Source organism: Sphingobium sp. LF-16 (assembly GCF_003711185.1).
GTDB lineage: Bacteria > Pseudomonadota > Alphaproteobacteria > Sphingomonadales > Sphingomonadaceae > Sphingobium > Sphingobium yanoikuyae_A.
Map to the genome: position 1 here is coordinate 2,008,765 of NZ_CP029335.1, position 22,319 is coordinate 2,031,083.

General features: G+C 63.5%; 25 protein-coding genes. 14 read left to right on the forward strand and 11 right to left on the reverse strand.

The window, feature by feature from the left end; translation table 11 throughout:
• Window positions 1-43: 43 nt before the first annotated feature.
• The 4 genes from DIZ22_RS09350 (at window position 44) to DIZ22_RS09365 (ending at window position 3,022) form a co-directional block, all read left to right on the forward strand.
• A complete protein-coding gene (locus DIZ22_RS09350) occupies window positions 44-382 on the forward strand; it encodes a hypothetical protein (RefSeq protein ID WP_004207540.1) in 339 nt (112 codons plus the stop codon).
• Window positions 383-430: 48 nt separating this feature from the next.
• Window positions 431-1,096 (forward strand): response regulator transcription factor, encoded by a 666-nt coding sequence (locus DIZ22_RS09355; protein ID WP_004207541.1) that lies wholly within the window; start codon window positions 431-433, stop codon window positions 1,094-1,096.
• A 169-nt stretch (window positions 1,097-1,265) separates the two neighbouring features.
• On the forward strand, window positions 1,266-2,570 hold the full coding sequence (locus DIZ22_RS09360; protein WP_122928791.1) for a HAMP domain-containing sensor histidine kinase: 1,305 nt from the start codon (window positions 1,266-1,268) through the stop codon (window positions 2,568-2,570).
• Window positions 2,571-2,668: 98 nt separating this feature from the next.
• Entirely contained in the window at window positions 2,669-3,022 is a 354-nt protein-coding gene (locus DIZ22_RS09365; protein ID WP_048939372.1) for a YbaN family protein, read from the forward strand.
• Between the two features lie 28 nt (window positions 3,023-3,050).
• Here the strand turns inward: DIZ22_RS09365 and DIZ22_RS09370 are convergent, their stop codons facing one another.
• From DIZ22_RS09370 to DIZ22_RS09380, 3 genes are all read right to left on the reverse strand, one after another.
• Window positions 3,051-3,452 carry a hypothetical protein gene (locus DIZ22_RS09370; protein WP_037519987.1) on the reverse strand — a complete coding sequence of 134 codons (402 nt, stop codon included), beginning with the start codon at window positions 3,450-3,452 and terminating at the stop codon, window positions 3,051-3,053.
• A gap of 77 nt (window positions 3,453-3,529) precedes the next feature.
• Window positions 3,530-4,285 (reverse strand): molybdopterin-binding protein, encoded by a 756-nt coding sequence (locus tag DIZ22_RS09375; RefSeq protein WP_048939370.1) that lies wholly within the window; start codon window positions 4,283-4,285, stop codon window positions 3,530-3,532.
• Window positions 4,282-4,764, reverse strand: coding sequence for a GFA family protein (locus DIZ22_RS09380; RefSeq protein WP_122928134.1), 483 nt, complete (start codon window positions 4,762-4,764; stop codon window positions 4,282-4,284). The genes DIZ22_RS09375 and DIZ22_RS09380 overlap by 4 nt, the downstream gene beginning before the upstream one ends.
• Window positions 4,765-4,847: 83 nt before the next feature.
• Between DIZ22_RS09380 and map the strand changes: the two genes are divergently transcribed.
• From map to DIZ22_RS09410, 6 genes are all read left to right on the forward strand, one after another.
• Window positions 4,848-5,678, forward strand: a complete 831-nt coding sequence (gene map / locus DIZ22_RS09385) for a type I methionyl aminopeptidase (protein ID WP_010336065.1) — start codon at window positions 4,848-4,850, stop codon at window positions 5,676-5,678.
• Window positions 5,679-6,014: 336 nt separating this feature from the next.
• On the forward strand, window positions 6,015-6,353 hold the full coding sequence (locus DIZ22_RS09390) for a P-II family nitrogen regulator (protein WP_004207549.1): 339 nt from the start codon (window positions 6,015-6,017) through the stop codon (window positions 6,351-6,353).
• A gap of 94 nt (window positions 6,354-6,447) precedes the next feature.
• Window positions 6,448-7,860 (forward strand): type I glutamate--ammonia ligase, encoded by a 1,413-nt coding sequence (gene glnA, locus DIZ22_RS09395; RefSeq protein WP_004207550.1) that lies wholly within the window; start codon window positions 6,448-6,450, stop codon window positions 7,858-7,860.
• Between the two features lie 120 nt (window positions 7,861-7,980).
• Window positions 7,981-8,283, forward strand: a complete 303-nt coding sequence (locus DIZ22_RS09400) for a DNA-binding protein (RefSeq protein ID WP_048939368.1) — start codon at window positions 7,981-7,983, stop codon at window positions 8,281-8,283.
• A 43-nt stretch (window positions 8,284-8,326) separates the two neighbouring features.
• Window positions 8,327-9,376, forward strand: a complete 1,050-nt coding sequence (locus DIZ22_RS09405) for a nitronate monooxygenase (protein WP_206364624.1) — start codon at window positions 8,327-8,329, stop codon at window positions 9,374-9,376.
• Window positions 9,373-9,882 carry a DUF4269 domain-containing protein gene (locus DIZ22_RS09410; RefSeq protein WP_048939366.1) on the forward strand — a complete coding sequence of 170 codons (510 nt, stop codon included), beginning with the start codon at window positions 9,373-9,375 and terminating at the stop codon, window positions 9,880-9,882. The genes DIZ22_RS09405 and DIZ22_RS09410 overlap by 4 nt, the downstream gene beginning before the upstream one ends.
• A 16-nt stretch (window positions 9,883-9,898) precedes the next feature.
• Here the strand turns inward: DIZ22_RS09410 and DIZ22_RS09415 are convergent, their stop codons facing one another.
• A complete protein-coding gene (locus DIZ22_RS09415; RefSeq protein ID WP_010336062.1) occupies window positions 9,899-10,552 on the reverse strand; it encodes a histidine phosphotransferase family protein in 654 nt (217 codons plus the stop codon).
• A 91-nt stretch (window positions 10,553-10,643) separates the two neighbouring features.
• Window positions 10,644-11,045 carry a M67 family metallopeptidase gene (locus DIZ22_RS09420; protein WP_048939365.1) on the reverse strand — a complete coding sequence of 134 codons (402 nt, stop codon included), beginning with the start codon at window positions 11,043-11,045 and terminating at the stop codon, window positions 10,644-10,646.
• A gap of 17 nt (window positions 11,046-11,062) precedes the next feature.
• On the opposite strand from DIZ22_RS09420, the gene DIZ22_RS09425 reads away from it, so the two are divergent.
• Entirely contained in the window at window positions 11,063-12,013 is a 951-nt protein-coding gene (locus tag DIZ22_RS09425) for an RluA family pseudouridine synthase (protein WP_048939364.1), read from the forward strand.
• Window positions 12,014-12,091: 78 nt separating this feature from the next.
• Entirely contained in the window at window positions 12,092-13,006 is a 915-nt protein-coding gene (gene rpoH / locus DIZ22_RS09430) for an RNA polymerase sigma factor RpoH (RefSeq protein ID WP_004207557.1), read from the forward strand.
• Between the two features lie 74 nt (window positions 13,007-13,080).
• Here the strand turns inward: rpoH and DIZ22_RS09435 are convergent.
• The 3 genes from DIZ22_RS09435 to DIZ22_RS09445 form a co-directional block, all read right to left on the reverse strand.
• A protein-coding gene (locus DIZ22_RS09435) for an IS5 family transposase (protein ID WP_122928136.1) occupies window positions 13,081-13,832 on the reverse strand; the annotation gives its coding sequence in 2 pieces (ribosomal slippage) (window positions 13,081-13,502 and window positions 13,502-13,832; 753 coding nt in all).
• Window positions 13,833-13,886: 54 nt separating this feature from the next.
• Window positions 13,887-14,372, reverse strand: a complete 486-nt coding sequence (locus tag DIZ22_RS09440) for a GNAT family N-acetyltransferase (RefSeq protein WP_048938170.1) — start codon at window positions 14,370-14,372, stop codon at window positions 13,887-13,889.
• Entirely contained in the window at window positions 14,369-14,917 is a 549-nt protein-coding gene (locus DIZ22_RS09445; protein ID WP_007704859.1) for a TetR/AcrR family transcriptional regulator, read from the reverse strand. The genes DIZ22_RS09440 and DIZ22_RS09445 overlap by 4 nt, the downstream gene beginning before the upstream one ends.
• A 111-nt stretch (window positions 14,918-15,028) precedes the next feature.
• Between DIZ22_RS09445 and DIZ22_RS09450 the strand changes: the two genes are divergently transcribed.
• Together DIZ22_RS09450 and mtgA are read left to right on the forward strand one after the other, a co-directional pair.
• On the forward strand, window positions 15,029-16,318 hold the full coding sequence (locus tag DIZ22_RS09450) for an MFS transporter (RefSeq protein WP_122928137.1): 1,290 nt from the start codon (window positions 15,029-15,031) through the stop codon (window positions 16,316-16,318).
• Window positions 16,319-16,362: 44 nt separating this feature from the next.
• Window positions 16,363-17,076, forward strand: coding sequence for a monofunctional biosynthetic peptidoglycan transglycosylase (gene mtgA, locus DIZ22_RS09455; RefSeq protein ID WP_037490228.1), 714 nt, complete (start codon window positions 16,363-16,365; stop codon window positions 17,074-17,076).
• A 208-nt stretch (window positions 17,077-17,284) separates the two neighbouring features.
• Here the strand turns inward: mtgA and DIZ22_RS09460 are convergent, their stop codons facing one another.
• The 3 genes from DIZ22_RS09460 to clpP all read right to left on the reverse strand — a co-directional run bounded on the left by DIZ22_RS09460 (window position 17,285) and on the right by clpP (window position 22,247).
• Window positions 17,285-19,843, reverse strand: a complete 2,559-nt coding sequence (locus tag DIZ22_RS09460) for a TonB-dependent receptor (RefSeq protein WP_048938171.1) — start codon at window positions 19,841-19,843, stop codon at window positions 17,285-17,287.
• 366 nt (window positions 19,844-20,209) lie between these two features.
• Complete coding sequence (gene clpX / locus DIZ22_RS09465) at window positions 20,210-21,478, reverse strand: ATP-dependent Clp protease ATP-binding subunit ClpX (RefSeq protein WP_004207563.1); 1,269 nt, start codon at window positions 21,476-21,478, stop codon at window positions 20,210-20,212.
• Window positions 21,479-21,611: 133 nt separating this feature from the next.
• The gene (clpP, locus tag DIZ22_RS09470) at window positions 21,612-22,247 is read right to left on the reverse strand and encodes an ATP-dependent Clp endopeptidase proteolytic subunit ClpP (protein ID WP_004207564.1); all 636 of its coding nucleotides are present in this window, start codon (window positions 22,245-22,247) and stop codon (window positions 21,612-21,614) included.
• Window positions 22,248-22,319: the final 72 nt, after the last annotated feature.

Consider the following 22,319-nt stretch of genomic DNA (forward strand, 5'->3'; position numbering starts at 1 on the left):
CTCCTTTCCAGCGCGGAATGACCGGTCATTCACCACCTGTTCAATGCGCTTCGCCTATGCCATGCCCATGACAATGATCGCCAAAAGCCTGACTGCCGGACTGGCCGCAATTATGGCCCTGTCCCTTATGACACCGGTCGCCGAAGCCGGTGGCCGCCGTGACGAACAGGATGCCGCGCGTCGCGCGATGCTGGACGGCCAGGTCATGCCCTTTTCGATGATCAAGCGCCGGGTCGACGCCCAGGTGGGTGGTGCCACCTATGTCGGCAGCGAGTTCAACCCCTCCACCAATCGCTATCGCCTGAAATATGTGAAGGACGGCAAGGTGATGTGGGTTGATGCCGACGGCCGGACAGGCGATATCATCGGCTGGGCGCGCTGACCGCGCGCCGCCCAACCTCTTTGCGTCGATAACAAGAAACGGAACCCTATGCGCCTGCTGATCGTCGAGGATGAACCGAGTCTGGGCCAGCAGCTCAGGAACACGCTGGAAGGTGCCGGCTATGCCGTCGACCTCGCCACCGATGGCGAGGATGGCCATTTCCTGGGCTCGACCGAAAATTATGACGCCGTGGTCCTGGACCTGGGCCTGCCGACGATCGACGGCCTGACCGTGCTTGATCGCTGGCGCAAGGAAGGCCGCAGCTTCCCGGTGCTGGTGCTGACCGCGCGCGATAGCTGGTCCGACAAGGTCGCGGGCCTCGATGCCGGCGCCGACGATTATCTGGCCAAGCCCTTCCAGAGCGAGGAACTGATCGCCCGCCTGCGCGCGCTCATCCGCCGTGCCAGCGGCAACGCGTCGAGCGAACTGATCGCCGGCGACGTCCGCCTCGACACCCGTTCGGGCAAGGTGACGCTCAAGGGCGATCCGGTGAAGCTGACGGCGCAGGAATATAAGCTGCTGTCCTATCTGCTCCACCACAAGGGCAAGGTGGTCAGCCGCACCGAGCTGATCGAGCATATCTACGACCAGGACTTCGACCGTGATTCCAACACGATCGAAGTGTTCGTGACGCGCATCCGCAAGAAACTCGGCGCCGATGTCATCACCACCATCCGCGGCCTTGGCTACAGCCTGGACGAGCCGGGGCGCTGATCCGCGCCCCATCCGCCTCCGTTCGCTGCGGGCGAAGTCGACAGGCGAACAGGTCCGTCCCATCGGCCATGTTTCTCGACTGCGTATGCAGTGAACGGGTGTAGGATCATTTCGCATGGCCAGCCCGTCGCCCTCCCCCGTCCGGTCCACCGGGTCGATCAGCCGCCGCATGATCGGCATTGCCGCGCTGTGGATCAGCGTGCTGCTGCTGGGCGGCGGCGTCGCGCTCGACCGGGTGCTGTCGGACGCGGTGACGCGCAATTTCGACGACGGCATGAATTATGTGCTGACCGCGATGATTGCGGCGGCCGAGATCGGCCCGGACGGCGAAGTGCTGTTCAACCGCGAACTGGCCGACCAGCGCTTCCTGGAACCCAATAGCGGCCTCTATTACCAGATCAGTGCCAAGGGGCATGAGGATTGGCGGTCGCGATCGCTGTGGGACCGGGCGCTCAAGGTGCCGGGCGACCATGCCGACCGCAATTTCCATGTCTATGACAGCAAGCAGTTTCCCGGCGAGGATCTGCGCGTCATGGAGCGCAGCGTCATCCTGCCCGGTTCCGACGCGCGCTGGATGTTCATGGTGGCGCAGGCGCGCCAGGGCCTCGATGGCCAGATCAAGACGCTGCGATCCACCCTGTTCAAGAGCTTCGCGCTGCTGGCGCTGGGCCTGATCGTGCTTGCCACCTTGCAGACCATCTATGGCCTGCGGCCGCTGCGCAAGGTGCGGCTGGAAATCATCAAGATGCGCGATGGCGACAAGAGCCGGGTGACCGAACCCATGCCCGCCGAAGTGCTGCCGATGGTCGAGGAACTGAACGCGCTCCTCGCCCATAATGAGCGGCAGGCAGAGGAAGCGCGCACCCATGCCGGCAACCTCGCCCATGCGCTCAAGACGCCGCTGACCGTCATCATGAACGCCGCGACCGCCAATGCGCCGAACCTGGGCGAAACGGTCGTGCGCGAGGCGACGACGATGCGGCGCCAGGTCGACCATCACCTCGCCCGCGCCCGCGCCGTCGGCCGGCGCGGCGCAGCACAGAGCCGGGCCGAGGTCTGGGCTAGCCTGGAGGCGGTCGAGCGCGCGGTGCGCCATCTCTATCAGGATGCGCGGGTCGACATGGACGGCGACAAGCATGCGGCGGTCCGCGTCGAGCGGCAGGATCTGGACGAAATGCTGGGCAATCTGGTCGAGAATGCTGCCAAATATGGCGGCGGCAGCGTGTTCGCGACGGTCAGCCGGGTTGGCGCGATGGTCGAGATCATGGTCGAGGATGATGGCATGGGCATTCCCGAAGCCGACCGGGTGCGCATCTTCGATCGCGGCGTGCGGCTCGATTCGGGCAAGCCCGGCACTGGCCTTGGCCTCGCCATCGTCCGCGACGTCGCCGAAATCTATGGCGGGACGGTGGCACTGGAGGAGAGCGAGGATCTGGGCGGGTTGCTGGTCCGGCTGCGCCTGCCGGCCGCCTGACAAAGGGCGCCCGACGAAAGGCAATTGCGTTCCTGCAAATCAATAGCATAGACAGGATAGACCGGGCCGCATCGGCCCATTCCAGACGGGATCGACGGGTGCGGCGCCATCTCTATCTCATTGCCGGCTTCCTCTCGATCGGATTGGGCACGCTGGGCGCCTTCCTGCCGCTGCTGCCGACCGTCCCTTTCATGATCCTGGCCGCCTATTGCTTTGCCCGCTCCAGTCCGGAACTGGAGGCAAAGCTGCTGGATCACAAGCATTTCGGTCCGCATATCCGCCGCTGGCGCGAACGCGGCGCGATCAGCCGCAAGGGCAAGAAGGCCGCGCTCGGCGCCTTTGCCTTCAGCGCGATCCTGGCGCTGATCTTCTCCCCCTTCCCCTGGTATCTGATCCCGCTGGCCGCGGCGCTGATCGGTGGCACCTGGATCTGGACCCGCCCGGAAAGCTGAGCCGCCTGGGCGGGATCGATATCAGCCCTTAGCCTTGCGTCTTTGCATAATCGCGCAGCGCGCGTAGATCGCGGGTAATCCACTTGGCGTCGCGCGCGAAATCCTCGTCGCTCATACCGGGCTGGCGAAAAAGCGTCAGCATCACCTCTGCCCCATCCCCATTCTCGATGACGCGCAGCGGGACATGAACCTCACGGCCATCACCGGTCTCGACGAAATGGTCCATCACGCCAAATTCATTGTGCGGCGTGAAGCGAACCACGATCGGCCCATCGGGACCGTCGGCAATCCATCCGGTGCCGCCCCTGCGCAGATCGGCCTCGGTCAGGCCCGATGCCCATTTCGGGAATATCTCCGGCTGCCAGATCGCTTCGTAAAGCTCGCGCCAGTTGCGCGCTATCGTGACACTATAGGTTCGCGCGGTAAGCATGCAGAATTCTCTTTTAGAAGTGGAACTGCGCTGTACCGCTGCCAGGCCTTCTTGTCACCGCAACGGATGTTTCTTGGCTAGATACCGCCCGGCACCGGGGACCAGCCGCCGGAGGTCAGCGCGGCGCCAAGGTCCGTGACGCACGCATCCAGCACCGCCTGGTCGGTCGAGCGGATGACGAAATTGGCGCCGGTGCGCCCTTCGCGGAAGAAGGGGTAGCTCCCGATCTGGACACCGTCATGGGCGCGCTCGGTAGCGCCGAGCAGGTCGGCGATCTCGCTTTCCGCGACCCAGCAGCCGATCGTCGCCGACAGGACGGGCAAGCCGCCTTCCAGCGCGCCGGTCAGGCTGTCGAGCATGCCGGCGGTGATATGCGGCACGCCGGCCATGATGAAGATATTGCCGTGGCGGATGCCCGGCGCGCCCGACATGCGGTTTTCGATGAGGTCGGCGCCCGCCGGCACCCGCGCCATGCGCAGCCGCGCGTCGGTCAGGCCGCCGCGCGTGACATAATAGCGCTCCAATATCGCCCGCGCCTCGGGATGGATCTCCACACCGACGCCCAGCGCCGCCGCGATCGCATCCACCGTGATATCGTCATGGGTCGGGCCGATGCCGCCGGTGGTGAAGAGATAGTCGTTGCGGGCGCGCAATATGTTGACCGCCTCGACGATCGCGTCCTGCACATCGGGCACCACCCGCACTTCGCGCAGGCGGATGCCCTGGACATTGAGCCAGGTGGCGATCTGCGCGACATTCTTGTCCTGGATGCGGCCCGACAGGATTTCATCGCCGATCACGATCACGGCGGCGGTCCAGATACGGTCGCTCATGCCAGCGGCTCCGCACGGGTGGCAAGCGCCATCAGCCGGGCCAGCCGATCGGGCGGCAGAACGTCCGCCGGCTTGTAGCTGGCCTCGAAGACCGGCACGTCGGCGGGCAAGGCAGTCCAGTCCGACCGATCGGCCACGAAGATCGCGGCATCGGGCCGGATCGCCGAGCGATCGTCCAGCGTGCCGACCCGGATCGCCGCCCCCGCCCGGCCAAGACGGGGATAGAAGCTCCAGACCGCCGTGCCGCAGTTGGCACAGCGCACGATCACCTGGGTCTTGCCGCTGCCGGTCGGCACGACATGTTCGCTCAACTGCCCAGACAGGAGATGAAGATGATCGACCTCGACAAAGGCGTTGACGGCCGACGCTGCACCGCTCTGCCGCTGGCACAAGCTGCAATGGCAGTTGTTGACGAAGATGGGGTCGGCATCGACCCGATAGCGCACCTCACCACAGGCGCATCCGCCTTCCATCACCATGTCCGTTTCTCTTTTCCTGATAGCGACCGAGGGGCTGAGCGAAGACACTCGCAATGCCGGATCGCAGGGTCTATATCAACCACATGACCGAATATATGACGATGACGGCCGACGCGCCGGTTTCCCGCTCGACCGCGATCAAGCTCTATGACGCGGCCGGTTTCGACGGCATGCGCAAGGCCGGCCGGCTGGCCGCCGAGATCCTTGACGCGCTGGTGCCCCATGTGGTGCCGGGCGTGACCACCGGCGAACTGGACGACATCGTCCGCCGCATGACGCTGGACGGCGGCGGCGTGCCGGCGACCCTGGGCTATCGCGGCTATACCCATAGCTGCTGCATTTCGCTCAACAATGTGATCTGTCATGGCATTCCGGGCGACTATAAGCTCAAGGACGGCGACATTCTCAATATCGACGTCACCCCGCTGGTCGATGGCTGGCACGGCGACACCAGCCGCATGTTCATCGCCGGCGACGCCCCGATCAAGGCGAAGCGGCTGGTCGAGATCACCTATGAATGCCTGATGCTGGGCATCGAGCAGGCCAAGCCCGGCAATCACCTGGGCGACATCGGCCATGTCATCCAGCGCCATGCCGAAAAGCATCGTTACGGCGTGGTCCGCGATTTCTGTGGCCATGGTCTGGGCCGCGTCTTCCATGACAGTCCCGAAGTGGTCCATGTCGGCCGCCCCGGCACCGGTCCGGAGCTGAAGCCCGGCATGTTCTTCACGATCGAGCCGATGATCAACATCGGCAAGCCCGGCGTGAAGATGCTGGATGATGGCTGGACGGCGGTGACGCGCGACCGCACCCTGTCGGCGCAGTTCGAGCACAGCATCGGCATCACCGAAACCGGCTGCGAGATCTTCACCAAGAGCCCGACCGGCCTAGACTGCCCGCCCTACGCGCGCTGATTTCTGCCTGCCCATGGCGGTCCCAAAGGCCCGCTCCGCTCATGCTATCGGGATCATTCCTGACCGGCGTCGACGGGGCGGGCCTTTTGCATGATGGATCGCTCAACCACTGCCCAAAAAACAGGCAGAATGACATGATATTGCCCGGAATCCGGGCAATATGGACAAAGATTGCTGCATCGCCGAAAGCAGGCCTAGCGATTCGCCACTTGGCACGGTAATTGATTGTTAAGGGAGACGGCGCTTGCCTCGGGGGGCATGATGATCGTCGCTTGAAGGTTGAAGGATGCGGGGCCAACCCGCGTCCATTCGTGCGTCATGGGTTGGGATTAAGTGATGAAGAAGATCGAGGCGATCATCAAGCCGTTCAAGCTGGACGAGGTGAAGGAAGCGCTGCACGAAGTGGGCGTGTCCGGCATCACCGTCACCGAGGCGAAGGGCTTCGGCCGCCAGAAGGGCCATACCGAACTGTATCGCGGCGCCGAATATGTCGTCGACTTCCTGCCCAAGGTGAAGCTGGAGGTCGTCGTCGACGATGCGCTGGCCGACCGGGTCGTCGAAGCGATCTGCAGCGCCGCCCAGACCGGCCGCATCGGCGACGGCAAGATCTTCATTTCCGCCATCGAGGGCGCGGTGCGCATCCGCACCGGCGAACGCGACAGCGACGCCATCTGATTTTCGACAGGTTCTAGCCGGCGGACAGTGGTCCGGCGGACACAGGCTTCAACGACCCCTTCGGGGGGGTATCCATAGAGAAGGGCAAGTGCACATGGCCAACACGCCAAAAGACATCCTGAAGATGATCGAGGAAAAGGAAATCGAGTGGGTCGATGTCCGTTTCACCGATCCCAAGGGCAAGTGGCAGCACCTGACCATGGTGTCTTCGGTCCTCGGCGAAGATGAGCTGACCCAGGGCCTGATGTTCGACGGTTCGTCGATCGAAGGTTGGAAGGCGATCAACGAGTCGGACATGATCCTGAAGCCCGACCTGGACGCCGTCTATGTCGATCCGTTCAGCGCGACCCCGATGCTGATCATCTTCTGCGACATCGTCGAGCCCGACACCGGCGAACTCTATGCCCGTGACCCGCGTTCGTGCGCCAAGCGCGCCGAGGCGTTCGTCAAGTCGGCCGGTTTCGGTGACACCATTTATGTCGGCCCGGAAGCCGAATTCTTCATGTTCGACGATGTGCGCTTCGAGAATGATTACTCGCAGAGCTACTACAAGATCGACGACATCGAACTGCCGACCAACACCGGCAAGGAATATGAAGGCGGCAACCTGGGTCACCGTCCGCGCGCCAAGGGCGGCTATTTCCCCGTCGCGCCGGTCGATCCCTGCACCGACATCCGCGCCGAAATGGTGTCGACCATGCTCGAAATGGGCCTGCCCTGCGACAAGCATCACCATGAAGTCGCCGCCGCGCAGCACGAACTGGGCCTGACCTTCGGTACGCTGGTCCAGACCGCCGACCGCATGCAGATCTACAAGTATGTCGTGCAGATGGTCGCCCAGGCCTATGGCAAGACTGCGACCTTCATGCCCAAGCCGATCGCGCAGGACAATGGTTCGGGCATGCACACCCACATGTCGATCTGGGAAGGCGGCAAGCCGCTCTTCGCGGGCGAAGGCTATGCCGGCCTGTCCGACACCTGCCTCTACTTCATCGGCGGCGTCATCAAGCACGCCAAGGCCCTCAACGCCTTCACCAACCCGACCACCAACAGCTACAAGCGCCTGGTGCCGGGCTTCGAAGCCCCGGTTCTGCTGGCCTATTCGGCCCGCAACCGTTCGGCCTCCTGCCGTATTCCCTACGGCGCCGGTGCCAAGGCGAAGCGCGTGGAATTCCGCTTCCCCGACGCGATGGCCAACCCCTATCTCTGCTACGCCGCGCTGCTGATGGCCGGCCTCGACGGCATCGAGAACAAGATCCATCCGGGCGCCGCGATGGACAAGAACCTCTATGACCTGCCGCCCGAAGAGCTGAGCCAGGTGCCGACCGTCTGCGGCTCGCTCCGCGAAGCGCTCAACAGCCTCGAAGCCGACTATGAGTTCCTGCTCAAGGGCGACGTGTTCACCAAGGACCAGATCGATGCCTATATCGAACTGAAGTGGCCCGAAGTGTATCGCTGGGAAATGGCGCCCTCGCCGGTCGAATTCGACATGTATTACAGCGCCTGATCCTTTCACAGGTTGCTGGAGGACGGGCCCGGTCGCGCAAGCGGCCGGGCCTTTTCCGTTGCGGCGCGGCCGGCGTGCTGTTCTATTCTGGCGCCACGCGTCGACGAAGGGAGACTCGCCTTGCAGATCAGCGGAAAGCTTGCCCGCGCCGCTCGCGCCTTGGTGGAATGGCCGCGTGATCATGTCGCTCGCCTTGCGGGGATCGATACGCCGATGCTGGCCGATTTCGAAGCCGGGCGCGCCGATCCGGGTGACGATGCCAAGGCACGGCTGCGCCTGGTACTGGAACAGGGCGGCGCCGTCTTCCTGCCGGAGGATGGCGAACAGGGCGCTGGCGTTCGACTGAAATTCACCGCACGCGACGTGCGCGCGATCAACCGCATGGAAGGCGAAGGCGGCCCGGTGGGCAACGACGACGTCTGATCCCCCTGTTGCAGGATTGATCGCCACCGCCCACATGAACTGCATGAACCCGATTGACGCGCTAGACCTTTCCTTTCCCCTGATCCAGGCGCCAATGGCGGGCGTATCGACGCCGGCGATGGCCGCCGCCGTCAGCAATGCCGGGGCGCTGGGATCGATCGCCGTGGGGGCAACCGATGCGGCGGGTGCGCGCGCCATGATTGCGGCAACACGCGCGCGCACTGACCGGCCGTTCAACGTCAATCTGTTCGTCCACGCGCCGCCCCGTGTGCGCCCGGCCGAGGAGCAGGCGTGGCTGGCCGCGCTGGCGCCACTCTTTGCCGCGCAGGATGCGGCACCGCCCGCGGGCCTTGAGACCATCTATCGCAGCTTTGCCGAAGACCCGGCGATGCTCGACCTGCTAGTCGAAACACGGCCGCGCGTGATCAGCTTCCATTTCGGGCTGCCCGGTGTGCAGCAGATCGCGGCGCTCAAACAGGCGGGCTGCCTGTTGCTCGCATCCGTCACCAATTTGGACGAGGCGGTCGCCGCCCGCACCGCTGGTATCGACGTTCTGGTGGCGCAGGGATTTGAAGCCGGCGGCCATCGCGGCATGTTCGATCCCGATGCGCCCGATGCGATGCTCGGCACCTTTGCGCTGACCCGCCTGCTGGTGGCGAAGGCCGGCCTGCCGGTGATCGCCGCCGGCGGCATCATGGACGGACGGGGCGTCCGCGCCGCGCTCGCCCTGGGCGCGGTGGCGGCGCAACTGGGCACGGCGTTCATCGCTTGCCCGGAAAGCAGCGCCGACGCCGCCTATCGCGCCGCCCTTGCCGGCCCGGCCGCCCAGCACACAGTCATGACCCGCGCCATTTCCGGCCGCCCGGCCCGCTGCCTTGCCAATCGTTTCACCCAATGGGGCACTGAAAATGGTGGCGACGTGCCCGCCTATCCGCGCGCCTATGCCGCCGGGAAGGCGCTCAACGCGGCTGCCAAGATCCAGGGCGAAGGCGGCTATGGCGCGCAATGGGCGGGCCAGGGTGCGCCCCTCGCCCGCGCCCTGCTAGCCGCAGAGCTGATCGCGGCGATCGCGGCGGAGATGCGCGAGGCATGAGCCGCGTCGCGCATGACGTCGCGCTGCAACGCACCGGCGTCCTGACGTTATTGGCGCCCTATGATCCGCATGTTGCGGGCACGCCGCCGCTTGGCCTCGACCTGCCGGGCAGCGACATCGATATTGTCTGCGAAGTGCGGGATTTCGATGCCTTTGCCACCTTGCTGACCGAGCATTTCGGCGATCGGCCGGATTTTTCCGTCCATGCACGGCCCGACATTGATGCCATGATCGTCCGCTTTCGCGCATGGGACTGGCCGTTCGAGATTTTCGGTCAGGCCTTGCCGGTCGCGCAGCAACATGGCTGGCGCCATTTCGCAATCGAGCGCCGCCTGCTCGATCTGGGCGGCCCCACCCTGACGCAGGCGATCATGACCTTGCGCCTTCGCGGCCTGAAGACCGAGCCCGCCTTTGCCGCGCTGCTGGGTCTGACGGGCGATCCCTATGCCGCGTTGCTGGAACTGGAGGGACAGGACGACGCAGCCCTGCGCGCCCTGCTGCCCTGAGTTTTTCCGACCCGAATTATTCTGCGCGGTCGGGGATGGCGGCGCCAAACAGCAGCACCGAATCGCCCGGCGGCGACAGCACGATCTCGCCGCCAGCCTCCATCACCAGCGCGCGCACCATCCAGGCCGCCGCCGTGCGCGACGCCAGGCCACCGGCCGGCAAGGTTCCTGCCAGCGCCGCGCGCAGTTCGGGATCGAGAATGACCTTGGGCCCTTCGCCACGCACCACGATCTCCGTCACGCCGGGGCGCTTCTCCGCACCGATGTCGAGCTGCCCGCCGCGCACCAGCGCATCGCCGGCGATCAGCGCCAGATTGAGCAGCACCTTGACCGCGAGCTTGGCCAGCATCTGTTCCTCGACCATCCAGCCAAGCTTCACCCGGCCCGAGGCGAACATGCCCTCGATCGCGACTTTCGCCTCATGCGGCGGCACCGCATCGCCAAAGCCGCCCGCCGAACCAAAGGCCAGGCGAAAGAATTTCAGCTTGTTGGCCGAGGTGCGGGCACTGTCGGCCAGCAGGTCCAGGCAGCGCTGGCGCATGTCCGGGTCGGTTTCGTCGGCCATGAGTTCCAGGCCATTGTTGAGCGCCCCGACGGGGCTCAGCAGGTCATGGCAGAGGCGCGAGCAGAGCAGGCTGGCAAATTCGATGCTGTCGATCGGATGGGTCATGGAGATGGAGGCCGCCGGATTTACGGGAAAAGACACCTACCCGGCTAGGCTTCCCCAGCCGATGATGCAAGCCCGGCTCACCCCCTTTGCATCACCTTATATCGAGCAACGCCTCCACGAAGGCCACGCCCCCCTCCCCGTCCGGACCGGCCACCCATGCGCGCACCGCTCCCGCGCCGACGATCAGCCACAAGGCGCCGTCCGGCGCTGCGCAGGCCCGGTCCGTTTCCGACGGAATCGGCACGCCCGATGGGTGGGAATGATAATGGCCAAGCACCGCCGGCCCGCCCCGGCGCGCGGCCCGGTGCGCGGCCAGCAAGGTCGCCGGCGCCAGTTCGAAATGACGAGCCGGGTCCGGCGCGACATTGGCCGCGAGCCGGATCGCGTCGATGCGCGCGCCCTGCCCCAGCAGCAGGCCACAGACCTCCCCCGGCTCGGCCGCGGCCAGGGCCATGATTTGTTCCAGCAGCACCCTTGAAATTTCGGCCTTCATTCCTACATCCCTAGGCAATGATTCCGGGGGTTTCCATCATTGAAACGACGATAGGCGAAGCCCAAGCGGGTTTGCGCCTTGATCGCGCATTGGCCGAACTGCTGCCCGACCTGTCGCGCGAGCGGATCAAGGCGTTGATCGTCGAGGGACAGATCGTCTCGGGCGGTCGATCGCTCAACCCGTCGATGAAGGTGGCGGTGGGGCAGGATTACAGCATCACTCTGCCAGCCCCGGTCGCGCTCGACGCCGTGGCGCAGGATATTCCGCTCGATATCGTGCATGAGGATGCCGACCTGATCGTGGTGGACAAGCCCGCGGGCCTGGTGGTTCACCCGGCGGCCGGCAATCTGGACGGCACGCTGGTCAATGCGCTGCTGCACCATTGCGATGGTCAGTTATCCGGCATTGGCGGCGTGGCGCGTCCCGGCATCGTTCATCGCATCGACAAGGATACTTCTGGCCTGTTGGTCGTTGCTAAGTCGGACAAGGCCCATGAGGGCCTCGCCCGACAGTTCAAGGATCACAGTATCGACCGGCTCTATGCCGCGATCGTCTATGGCATTCCAACGCCGGGGTCCGGCACGGTCGATGCCTGGATCGGGCGGTCCGACGCTGATCGAAAGAAGATGGCGGTTCATCGGGAAGGGCGCGGCAAACATGCCGTCACCCATTACCGCGTGATGGAGCGCCTGCGCGGCGCGGCGATGGTGGAATGCCGGCTGGAAACCGGCCGCACCCATCAGGTTCGCGTGCATATGGCGCATCTGGGTCACCCCTTGATCGGTGACCCGGTTTACGGTAGAGACAGAAAAGGTTTCAAATCAATACTGGAAACGCTGGGTTTCAAAAGGCAGGCATTGCACGCGAAACGGCTGGGGTTCATACATCCTGTGACGGAGGAACCCTTGGCTTTCGACAGTCCCCTGCCTGCAGATATGCAGGAACTGTTAAGCGAGCTTCACGTATAGGTTCTGACAAGTTTGCGCGGCCAGCGGATGCCACTTTCGGGTTCGCCTGGCGCGCATGTAAAGGGAAGGAATTGTGACATGGCCAATCGGAGCAATGTCCCCGCGGTTCCAGCGCTGGGCGGTGAAGCCAGCCTCAACCGCTATCTGTCGGAAATTCGCAAGTTTCCGCTGCTGACCCCCGAGCAGGAATATATGCTCGCGAAGCGCTACGAGGAACATCAGGATCCCGAGGCGGCGGCCCAGCTCGTCACGTCTCACCTGCGCCTCGTGGCGAAGATCGCCATGGGCTATCGCGGCTATGGCCTGCCGGTCAGCGAACTGATCAGCGAAGGCAATATCGGCCTGATGCAGGGCGTGAAGAAGTTTGAGGCTGAACGTGGCTTCCGCCTGGCGACCTACGCCATGTGGTGGATCCGCGCGTCGATCCAGGAATTCATCCTGCGCAGCTGGAGCCTGGTCAAGATGGGCACCACCGCGTCGCAGAAGAAGCTGTTCTTCAACCTGCGCCGGATGAAGAACAATATCGAGGCGTTCGAGGATGGCGATCTGCGCCCCGAGGACGTGACCAAGATCGCGACCGATCTGGGTGTGTCGGAAGATGACGTGGTGTCGATGAACCGTCGCATGGCGATGGGCGGCGATACCTCGCTCAACGTTCCGATGCGCGAGGATGGCGATGGCCAGTGGCAGGATTGGCTGCAGGACACCGATCCGCTGCAGGACGAACGCGTCGCCGAGGAGCAGGAACGCACCCAGCGTCACGAGATGCTGGTCGAGGCGATGACCGACCTCAACGACCGCGAGAAGCATATCCTAGCCGAGCGTCGCTTGGCCGAGGAGCCCAAGACCCTTGAGGAACTGAGCCAGGTCTATGGCGTGTCGCGCGAGCGCGTCCGCCAGATCGAGGTTCGCGCCTTCGAGAAGCTGCAGAAGGCGATGATGCGCATCGCGGGCGGCAAGCTGGAAAAGATGGCACGCTTCGCCGCAGCCTGATCCGGCCACACAGGAAAAAGAAGAAGCCCCGGAGCGATCCGGGGCTTTTTTTTCGTCTTAAGGCCTGTGGGGATTCATCGAGAGTTGATGACGGCTGCGGCGAGGTAGATGATGGCCTCGAAGCTGCTGTCGGTTTTGCAGGCGCGCATGGCGATGCGTTTGAACTCTTTGAGTTTGCAGAAGAAGTTCTCGATCAGGTGCCGCCATTTGTACATTTCGGCGTCAAGCGGGATGGGTATGGCACGGCGCGGATGCTGAGAGATAACGATCCCGGCCCCGCGTTCGTTGAGATCGGTAATGATGTCGTTGTTGTCGAAAGCCTTGTCGGCAAGCAATGCGCCAAACTCCACGCCTTCGATCAACGGCGTAACACCGACGCTATCGAAGCGATTGCCTGGCATCAGACGGAAGTGCACCAGGTTGCCCAAGGCATCAGTGAGCGCCAGTATCTTGGTCGTCATGCCGCCTTTAGAGCGGCCAATGGCCTGGCCCGAAGTCCCCCTTTTGCGCCTTGCCCATGACGATGAACCTTGACGATGGTGGCATCGATCATGGCGTATTCCATGTCAGGCTCATGCGTCAAAGCATCGAAAATCCGCTTGAAAACGTCCGCTTCGCGCCAGTCACGGAAACGCCGGAACACCGTATTCCAGTTTCCGAACTGGGAAGGCAGGTCGCGCCACGGACTGCCCGTTCGGACAATCCACAGCACCGCCTCCATAAATAGCCGATTGTTCCTACCGCTGCGTCCGGGATCGCTGATCTTCCCCAAACAGTGCGGCTCAATCTTCGCCCATTGGGCGTCGGTCAGTACAAAGCGATCCATCCGCAGTGTGAATCACATCTGCTGGTAAATGGGAATCCTAAATCCCCACAGGCCTTAGAGCATCCGCACCATCGAGACGCTGTCCGCGCCATAACTGTCGGCGGCAACCGGCGCGTCGACGAAACCCTGTCGGCGCCAGAAGGCATCCGCGCCGTTGACGGCGGTCAGGGTGATGCGATCGAAGCCAGCGGCGCGCGCCTGCGCGATGGTGAGGTCCACGGCCGCAGCAGCAGCGCCGGTGCCGCGCGCTTCGGGCAGCAGCGCCAGATCATGAAGATAATAGCGGTCGGCCGCGTCCGGCAGCCTGCCCATCAACTGGTCGAGCGCCGGCGGTCGGTCGCCGGCCCAGGGATGGGTGACGAGGTAGCCCAGCACCTCCCCGTCCCGCTCCAGCAGGAAGCAACCCGCCGGATAGAGGCGCAGCCGTTCGGCATAGATGGCAGGCTCCTCCGTATAGGCGCCATGAACCCGGTCGGAAATGGCCGCCGCCGCGTCCACATCCTCCTGCCCCATCGGTCGCCACTGGGCGCTGCCGCTCATGCCTCGACACCCAGGGCACGGCGATTGGCCGCCAGCAATTCCTCCGACAGCGCAGGATCGTCGACCGCGCGCGCCAGCACCATCGTGCCGACCAGTTGCGCCATGCGGGCGAGCGCCGCGTCGCGATCGGCGATACCGGCATTTTGCAACGCGGCGGTCAGATCCTCGAAGCCTTCGCGAAAGGCGGCGGCGAGCGGTCCGCCCTTGCGCGCAGCGTCCGGGCCGAGCGCGATCAGCGCGCAGCCGGTTTCGGGCGCGTCGCGGTTACGGGCGCTCAGATAATCGGCAGTGATCGCATCCGGCCCGTCCTCGGCCGACAGGCGACGCCACTTGGCCGCGCCGCGCGCGAGCGACGTGGCGCAGGCTTCTGCCGCCAACGCCTCCTTCGATTCGAACTGATTGTAGAATCCGCCGTGGGTAAGGCCGCATTCGCGCATCACCTCACCAATGCCGACGCCCTCCACACCACGGGCACGAAACAGGCGCGACGCCGCATCCACCACCTTCTCGCGATTGCGCTCGGCCTGTTCACGGCTGACTTTCATGATCCTGCATCTCCAATTGGCCTCTTGATCTTATATATGATACCTATCATTTAACGCCAGTCCGTTTTCCGGCTCGAGTATCAGTTCTGGGGCCAGTCCAAGGGGAAGTCGATGCTGTCCACCATGTTCGCCCGCCGCTTGGCCACGCGCAATGTCCATTATGGCTGGGCGGTCGCGGGCACGACCTTCCTCACCATGCTGGTGGTCGCCGGCGCGGTCGGCGCGCCGGGCGTGTTCATCGTGCCGCTGCAGAAGGAGTTTGGCTGGAGCGCGGCGGATATTTCCGGCGCGCTGGCTATCCGTTTCCTGCTGTTCGGCGGTATGGGGCCTTTTGCCGCCGCCTTCATGAACCGCTTCGGCGTGCGGCGGATGATGCTGATTTCGCTGTCTATCGTCATTGGCGGCCTGCTGCTGTCGCTTGGCATGACGCAATTGTGGCAGCTCGTCCTTCTCTGGGGCGTGGTGATCGGCGTCGGCACGGGTCTCACCGCCATGGTGCTGGGCGCGACGGTCGCCACCCGCTGGTTCAGCGAGCGGCGCGGACTGGTGATGGGGCTGCTGTCGGCCAGCACCGCGACCGGCCAGCTCGCCTTCCTGCCGCTGCTCGCGAGCATGACCGGCAGCTATGGCTGGCGCGTGGCGATGCTGCTGGTGTGTGGCGCGATCCTGGTCGCGGCCGTCGCGGTCATGCTGTTGATGCGCGATCGGCCGTCGGACCTGAACCTTGCCCCCTATGGCGAACAGGCGATCCAGCCCGTCCCCGCCCAGCCGGCCAGCCTGGGCGCGCTGCTGGCAACGCCGCTTATCGTGCTGCGCGACGTGGCGAAGGTGCCGACCTTCTGGATCCTCTTCTTCTCCTTCTATATCTGCGGCGCCAGCACCAACGGGCTGGTCCAGACCCATTTCATCTCGCTGTGCGGCGATTATGGGCTGGCGGCTGTCGGCGCGGCGTCGATGCTGGCGATGATGGGGCTGTTCGATTTTGCCGGCACTTTGGCATCGGGCTGGCTCAGCGATCGTTATGACAATCGCTGGCTGCTCTTCTTCTATTATGGGCTGCGCGGCCTGTCGCTGCTCTATCTGCCGTTCAGCGATTTCTCGATCTACAGCCTGTCGCTGTTCGCCATCTTCTATGGCCTCGACTGGGTGGCGACGGTGCCGCCGACGGTGAAGCTGACCGCGCAGCGCTTCGGTCCGGAAAAGGCCAATATCGTGTTCGGCTGGATCTTTGCCGGGCATCAGCTGGGCGCGGCGAGCGCGGCGCTGGCCGGCGGCCTGTCTCGCACCGCCTGGCAAAGCTATATGCCCGCCTTCATCGCGGCAGGCATATTGTGCCTGATCGGCGCGGCGCTGGTGCTGCTCATCAACCGGGGCCGGACGCAGACGCTGGCCACGGCCTGAAGGAATCGATGACGGCGGCGCGCAGGGGCGCTAGTTTGCGGCCCATGAAAAAAGCCAAAGCCGCGCCTAAGCCTGCCTCCGCCCAGAAACGTCGCTCCCGCTGGATCAGCATCCCCCTCAAGGTCGCCATCGGCTTTGTCGGCCTGTCGGTGGGCACCGTGGTCATCTATCGCTTCGTGCCGCCGCCGGTGACGATCACTATGCTGCTCGACCCCAATGGCATCACCAAGGAATGGAAGCGCCTGGACGCGATCGATCCGGACATGCCGCGCGCGGCGATCGCGGCGGAGGATAGCCGCTTCTGCAGCCATCATGGCTTCGACGCGGTCGCGATTGCCCAGGCGATGCGCCACAATGCCAGCGGCGGGCGCATTCGCGGCGGCTCCACGATCAGCCAGCAGACAGCGAAGAATGTCTTCCTGTGGCAGGGTGGCGGTTTCGTCCGCAAGGGCTTCGAGGCCTGGTTCACCGTGCTGATCGAGGCGATCTGGGGCAAGCGACGGATCATGGAAGTCTATCTGAACGTCGCGGAGACCGGCATCGGCACCTATGGCGTGCAGGCCGGGTCAATCCGCTATTTCGGCCATGGCGCGGGCAAGCTGAGCCGGGCGGAGGCGGCGCGGCTGGCGGCGGTATTGCCGCTGCCCAAGAAGCGCGAGGCGATCGACCCGCATGGCTTCACCCGCCGCTATGGCAACAGCATCTCCGCCCGCATCCCGGTGGTGCAGCGCGACGGGCTGGACGACTGCCTGAACTGAGGCAGCGGCCGGGCGCCCGAAAATAGGAAATCGGGCGCCTAACTTCCCATATTTCCCGCACATTTCGACATTTTATTGCGCGGTCCTGATCCTATCGGAAAGCGCGCACTAACCTATCCCCGATCATAATCGAGCGGCGGCGAATAGGACATGAAAAAGGGAGGCGCGGATCGCTCCGCACCTCCCTTTTTGCCTGTCGGCGTCTGGCTTAGAAGCCGATGATCAGCGAAGCGCTGATCGCGCGCGGCGAACCGAAGTTCACGAAGGCCGAGGACGAGCTGGCGAGCGTATCCAGACCGCCGCTGAACGAGCCGACATAATATTTGTCGAACAGGTTGCTGACGTTCAGCTGGATCGCGCCCTTCTCCATGCCGACGCTGGCCAGCGAGTAGCGCAGGTCGAGGTCGACGACGGTGTAGGCACCGAACTTCGCACCGGGGAAGATCATCTTGCTGGTGCCATCGGTGAGCGTCACGCTCTGAATTTCACCGTTGATGTCGTTCAGATAGCGCGAGCTGGTCTTCTTCGCCTGGACGCCCAGGGTGAAGTCGCCCAGATTGCCCTGCAGACGGCCACCGAACAGATATTTCGGCGCGCTGCGTTCACGCTTGCCCGAGGTGCGGAGATAGGCAACGCCATCCTGCACATAGCACAGGCCGGCCAGAGCGATGTCGCTGGTCGCGGCGCAGCTGCCGGTCACGGCGTCGTTCTGGATTTCCGACTTGATGTAGGAACCGAACAGATAGGCGGTGATTTCCTTGATCGGGCTGTAGGAAATATTGGCGTCGACGCCATATTTCTTCACCGGACCCAGGTTGGTGTCGGTGCCGTTACCGTCGATGTCATAGGCAGTGACCAGACGGTTCTTGTACTTCGAGTACCAGCCGGTGACAGCAGCCTGCACCTTCGACGAGGTGTAGCGGAGGCTGGCGTCGAAGCTGTCCGAGGTTTCCGGCGCACGATAAGCGGAGTCGCTATCAACCGGGAAGATGAACGCGTTGTAAAGCGCATCGGTGCTGGGCACCGACAGGTTCTTGGCATAGCTGCCCGCGATGCTGATTTCCGGCGTGATCTTGAAGGTCGCGCCGACGTTCGGCAGGAACTTGTCATACTTCAGCTTGCGCGCCTGCGGCAGAGCCGAACCGGTCGCACGGCCGGTCGTCTCGTTGAAGCTGTAAGGATGGGTCGCGATATAGTCGGCCTGCTGGTCTTCCGGCACGCAGTTCACGAAACCACCCGAGCTGGTGGTGAAGCAATACTGGTTCAGTTCGCGCTTGAAGAAGGGCAGACGGCCACCGATCAGCACCGACAGCTTGTCCTCGAAGAACTGGCCGCGATATTCACCGGCGATCTGGTTCAGTTCGGCGATCGACTTGCGGTCACGCTTCTGCAGCGCGTTGCCGGCGGCATCCAGGACCGGATCGTTGATCGGGAACACGTCGAACGGCGTGCCACCATTGTCAAGGAAGCCAGCATAGCCGGTCTGGCGGTGACGGGCGCGATCATAGCTGTACGACAGACGGACGCGCTGGCCATCGCTGATCTCGTAAGCCAGGTTGGCGATGCCGACCCAGCGACGGGTGTTGGTCTGGCTCGGCTGGAGCAGGGTCACGCGACCCAGCACACCGTCACCGTTCAGGTCACGACCGAAATAGAAGCTGCCGCCATAGTTGCCGGTGCCGGTGAAGCCGGTCGAATCCGTGAAGAAGGTTTCGTTGGCGCTGGTGGTGCCGCCGCCATTGGCCTTCACCCACTGATAGGCGCCGTCGACCGACAGGGTCAAACGTTCAGCCAGGGTGAACTTCGAATTCGCGCGGACATTGCCGGTGTTCGAAGGGTTGAAACGACGCTCGAAATCGGTGCCGCAAGCGTTGGGGGTGCTGGTCTGGCTGACCTGGCAGGGATAGCCGCCGGCGATGTCGTAGAAACGATCGCTCTTGTCGCCGGTGAAGGCGCTGGCGCGGAAGGGCGAACCACCGAAGTTGTTGCGGTTCTGGTTATAATGGGCAGCGACCGAGATGAAGTCGCCGTTGCTGCCGATATCCTGCCAGATCTTGGCGTTATACTGCTGCTTCGACACCTTGCCATAATTGGCGAAGGCAGCATCGTTGCGAATGCGCGAAGCCGAGATCCAGGCCTTGGTGCCATGGCCGGTGAGGTCACCGGTGTTCACCACGCCGAACATGCGGAAATAGGGACGATCGCCGGCACCGTCGGCGACGATGTTGCCGTAGCTGACGCTGGCCAGAACGCCATAATCATCGCTCGGCTCAAGGGTCTTGATGTTGACGGTGCCGCCAACCGCAGCGGCGGTCGGGCTGTCGACGTCGGTCGAACCGAGGTTCACATTGACGTTCTCGATCAGTTCGGCGTCAACCTGCTGGTTGGTGTAGATCGCATAGTTGCCCGAGTCATTGAGCGGGATACCGTCAAAGGTCTGCGAGATACGGTCCGAGCTGAAGCCGCGGATGGTGAAGCTGCCGCCCGACGAACCCCAGGGATCGTTGTTGGTGAAGCTGACGCCCGGCACCAGGTTGATGATTTCGTTGACCGACTGACCCGGACGCTGCGCCTGGATGATTTCCTGGCCCAGAACGACCTTCGCCTTGGGCGAGTCAGGGATCTTCACGCCGCCAACGCCCTGGTTGACGACGGCGCCCGTCACGATGATCGAATCGAAATCGTCCGAACCGGTCGACTGCGCGAAAGCGACAGCCGGGGCAGCGACGGCGAGAATCGCGGCGCTGCACTTGAGAAACTGCTTCATTGACCCTTGTCCCTTTTTCAAGAGTGCGCCCCACGGCGCCATAACCATTTTGCTCTTCGAGCCGGCGCCGCATCTGGCGGCCACTGGCGACGCCCCTGTGATGCTATGATTGCAATTATGTTACAATGCAGGTGCGGGACTGTCACAATTGGAAGGACATCTGGGCAAGGCACTGAAAAACAGGCCGAAACATCAAACTATCATATTGATTTTATTGCATAATATGTCGAAATTTTACACCACGCCAACAGTGGTGCAATTATGCAACGGCGCAGGAAATTTTGTGCAGTGCGAAAGACTTGCACGAAAAAGGGGCCGGTGGATGGTCCACCGGCCCCTTTTGTTCCAGCCTGAACGGCGAATGAACTAGGCAGCGTCTTCCGCGCGCTTGTCCTTCTCGCTGAACACGCGAATCGGCTCCTTGGTCCCGGCGACGACATCCTTGTCGACCACCACTTCGCCAACGCCCTCCATCGAGGGCAGGTCGAACATGGTATCGAGCAGGATCGCTTCCAGGATCGAACGCAGGCCACGAGCGCCGGTCTTGCGCTCGATCGCCTTCTTCGCGATCGCGGTCAGAGCATCGTCGGTGAAGCTCAGTTCGACATTCTCCATGTCGAACAGCTTGCCATATTGCTTGACCAGCGCGTTCTTGGGCTCGACCAGGATCTTGACCAGTGCGGTCACGTCCAGATCCTCCAGCGTCGCGATCACCGGCAGACGGCCGACAAATTCGGGGATCAGGCCGAACTTCAGCAGATCTTCGGGTTCGCTCTGACGCAGCAGTTCGCCGGTCTTGCGCTCTTCGGGGGCCGCAACATGGGCGCCGAAGCCGATCGACTTGGCTTCCAGACGGTCACCGATGATCTTTTCCAGACCCGCGAACGCGCCGCCGCAGATGAACAGGATGTTGGTCGTGTCGACCTGCAGGAACTCTTGCTGCGGATGCTTGCGACCACCCTGCGGCGGAACCGAGGCGGTCGTGCCTTCCATCAGCTTGAGCAGCGCCTGCTGCACGCCCTCCCCCGACACGTCGCGCGTGATCGACGGGTTTTCGGCCTTGCGGCTGATCTTGTCGATCTCGTCGATATAGACGATGCCGCGCTGCGCCTTCTCGACATTATAGTCGGAGGCCTGGAGCAGCTTGAGGATGATGTTCTCCACGTCCTCGCCGACATAGCCGGCTTCGGTCAGCGTGGTGGCATCCGCCATGGTGAAGGGCACGTCGAAGGTCTTGGCCAGCGTCTGCGCCAGCAGCGTCTTGCCACAGCCGGTCGGGCCGACGAGCAGGATGTTCGACTTGGCCAGTTCCACCTCGCCCGGCTTGGAGCCGTGATTGAGGCGCTTGTAATGATTGTGGACCGCGACCGACAGGACGCGCTTGGCGCGCTTCTGGCCGATCACATAATCGTCAAGCACATCGCAGATTTCCTGCGGGGTCGGCACGCCGCCATCCTTCTTGCCGACGAGACCGCCCTTGGTCTCCTCGCGGATGATGTCATTGCACAGTTCCACGCATTCATCGCAGATGAAGACGGTCGGCCCCGCGATCAGCTTGCGCACCTCATGCTGCGACTTGCCGCAGAAGGAGCAGTAAAGCGTGCTTTTTGAATCGGAGCCCGTAAGCTTAGTCATTCGCCAATCTTTCCTCCCCGCCGTCGGCACCATGCCGGATCTGGCCGGGGATATTCTGGTCCAAAGGCCATCCTAGACCGGGGCACGGCGGTTTCACAAGGGGTGATATACCGCGCCCCGGTAAAGATCGCCTTTAGGCTTCCGCGGATTCCGCAGCGGCCGGGCGGCGATCGAACACTTCGTCGACCAGACCGAACGCCTTGGCTTCGTCAGCCTCCAGGAAGGTGTCGCGGTCCATCGCCCGCTCCACCGCTTCCAGCGACTGGCCGGTATATTTCACGTAGAGATCGTTGAGGCGGCGGCGAATCCGAAGGATTTCCTTGGCCTGGATCTCGATATCCGACGCCATGCCCTGAGCGCCGCCCGACGGCTGATGGACCATGATGCGGGCGTTGCTGAGCGCGATGCGCTTGCCCGGTTCGCCGGCGGCCAGCAGGAAGCTGCCCATCGAGGCGGCCTGGCCGATGCAGACGGTGCCGACCTGGGGGCGGATATATTTCATCGTGTCGTGGATCGCCATGCCCGCCGTGACGACGCCGCCCGGCGAGTTGATGTACATCCAGATGTCCTTCTTCGGATTTTCCGATTCGAGGAACAGAAGCTGGGCGACGATCAGCGAGGCCATATGGTCCTCGACCTGGCCGGTCACGAAGATGATCCGCTCGCGCAGAAGACGCGAGTAAATATCGAAGCTGCGCTCGCCACGGTTCGATTGCTCGATGACGATGGGAACCAGCGCGGCCATGGGATCATGCATGATGTTGGTCATTGTGCTCTTTCAGTCAGGTGCTTTTGCCCGACCCCCTACATCGGCACAAAACCCGACTGGTTCAAGGGGGAA

Bases quoted from the DNA above. Each gene is read 5' to 3' on its own strand.
- DIZ22_RS09350 (WP_004207540.1), top strand. From the start codon at position 44: ATGCGCTTCGCCTATGCCATGCCCATGACAATGATCGCCAAAAGCCTG.
- DIZ22_RS09355 (WP_004207541.1), top strand. From the start codon at position 431: ATGCGCCTGCTGATCGTCGAGGATGAACCGAGTCTGGGCCAGCAGCTC.
- DIZ22_RS09360 (WP_122928791.1), top strand. From the start codon at position 1,266: ATGATCGGCATTGCCGCGCTGTGGATCAGCGTGCTGCTGCTGGGCGGC.
- DIZ22_RS09370 (WP_037519987.1), bottom strand. From the start codon at position 3,452: ATGCTTACCGCGCGAACCTATAGTGTCACGATAGCGCGCAACTGGCGC.
- DIZ22_RS09375 (WP_048939370.1), bottom strand. From the start codon at position 4,285: ATGAGCGACCGTATCTGGACCGCCGCCGTGATCGTGATCGGCGATGAA.
- DIZ22_RS09380 (WP_122928134.1), bottom strand. From the start codon at position 4,764: ATGGTGATGGAAGGCGGATGCGCCTGTGGTGAGGTGCGCTATCGGGTC.
- map (WP_010336065.1), top strand. From the start codon at position 4,848: ATGACCGAATATATGACGATGACGGCCGACGCGCCGGTTTCCCGCTCG.
- DIZ22_RS09390 (WP_004207549.1), top strand. From the start codon at position 6,015: ATGAAGAAGATCGAGGCGATCATCAAGCCGTTCAAGCTGGACGAGGTG.
- glnA (WP_004207550.1), top strand. From the start codon at position 6,448: ATGGCCAACACGCCAAAAGACATCCTGAAGATGATCGAGGAAAAGGAA.
- DIZ22_RS09405 (WP_206364624.1), top strand. From the start codon at position 8,327: ATGAACCCGATTGACGCGCTAGACCTTTCCTTTCCCCTGATCCAGGCG.
- DIZ22_RS09410 (WP_048939366.1), top strand. From the start codon at position 9,373: ATGAGCCGCGTCGCGCATGACGTCGCGCTGCAACGCACCGGCGTCCTG.
- DIZ22_RS09415 (WP_010336062.1), bottom strand. From the start codon at position 10,552: ATGACCCATCCGATCGACAGCATCGAATTTGCCAGCCTGCTCTGCTCG.
- DIZ22_RS09420 (WP_048939365.1), bottom strand. From the start codon at position 11,045: ATGAAGGCCGAAATTTCAAGGGTGCTGCTGGAACAAATCATGGCCCTG.
- DIZ22_RS09425 (WP_048939364.1), top strand. From the start codon at position 11,063: ATGATTCCGGGGGTTTCCATCATTGAAACGACGATAGGCGAAGCCCAA.
- rpoH (WP_004207557.1), top strand. From the start codon at position 12,092: ATGGCCAATCGGAGCAATGTCCCCGCGGTTCCAGCGCTGGGCGGTGAA.
- DIZ22_RS09440 (WP_048938170.1), bottom strand. From the start codon at position 14,372: ATGAGCGGCAGCGCCCAGTGGCGACCGATGGGGCAGGAGGATGTGGAC.
- DIZ22_RS09445 (WP_007704859.1), bottom strand. From the start codon at position 14,917: ATGAAAGTCAGCCGTGAACAGGCCGAGCGCAATCGCGAGAAGGTGGTG.
- DIZ22_RS09450 (WP_122928137.1), top strand. From the start codon at position 15,029: ATGCTGTCCACCATGTTCGCCCGCCGCTTGGCCACGCGCAATGTCCAT.
- mtgA (WP_037490228.1), top strand. From the start codon at position 16,363: ATGAAAAAAGCCAAAGCCGCGCCTAAGCCTGCCTCCGCCCAGAAACGT.
- DIZ22_RS09460 (WP_048938171.1), bottom strand. From the start codon at position 19,843: ATGAAGCAGTTTCTCAAGTGCAGCGCCGCGATTCTCGCCGTCGCTGCC.
- clpX (WP_004207563.1), bottom strand. From the start codon at position 21,478: ATGACTAAGCTTACGGGCTCCGATTCAAAAAGCACGCTTTACTGCTCC.
- clpP (WP_004207564.1), bottom strand. From the start codon at position 22,247: ATGACCAACATCATGCATGATCCCATGGCCGCGCTGGTTCCCATCGTC.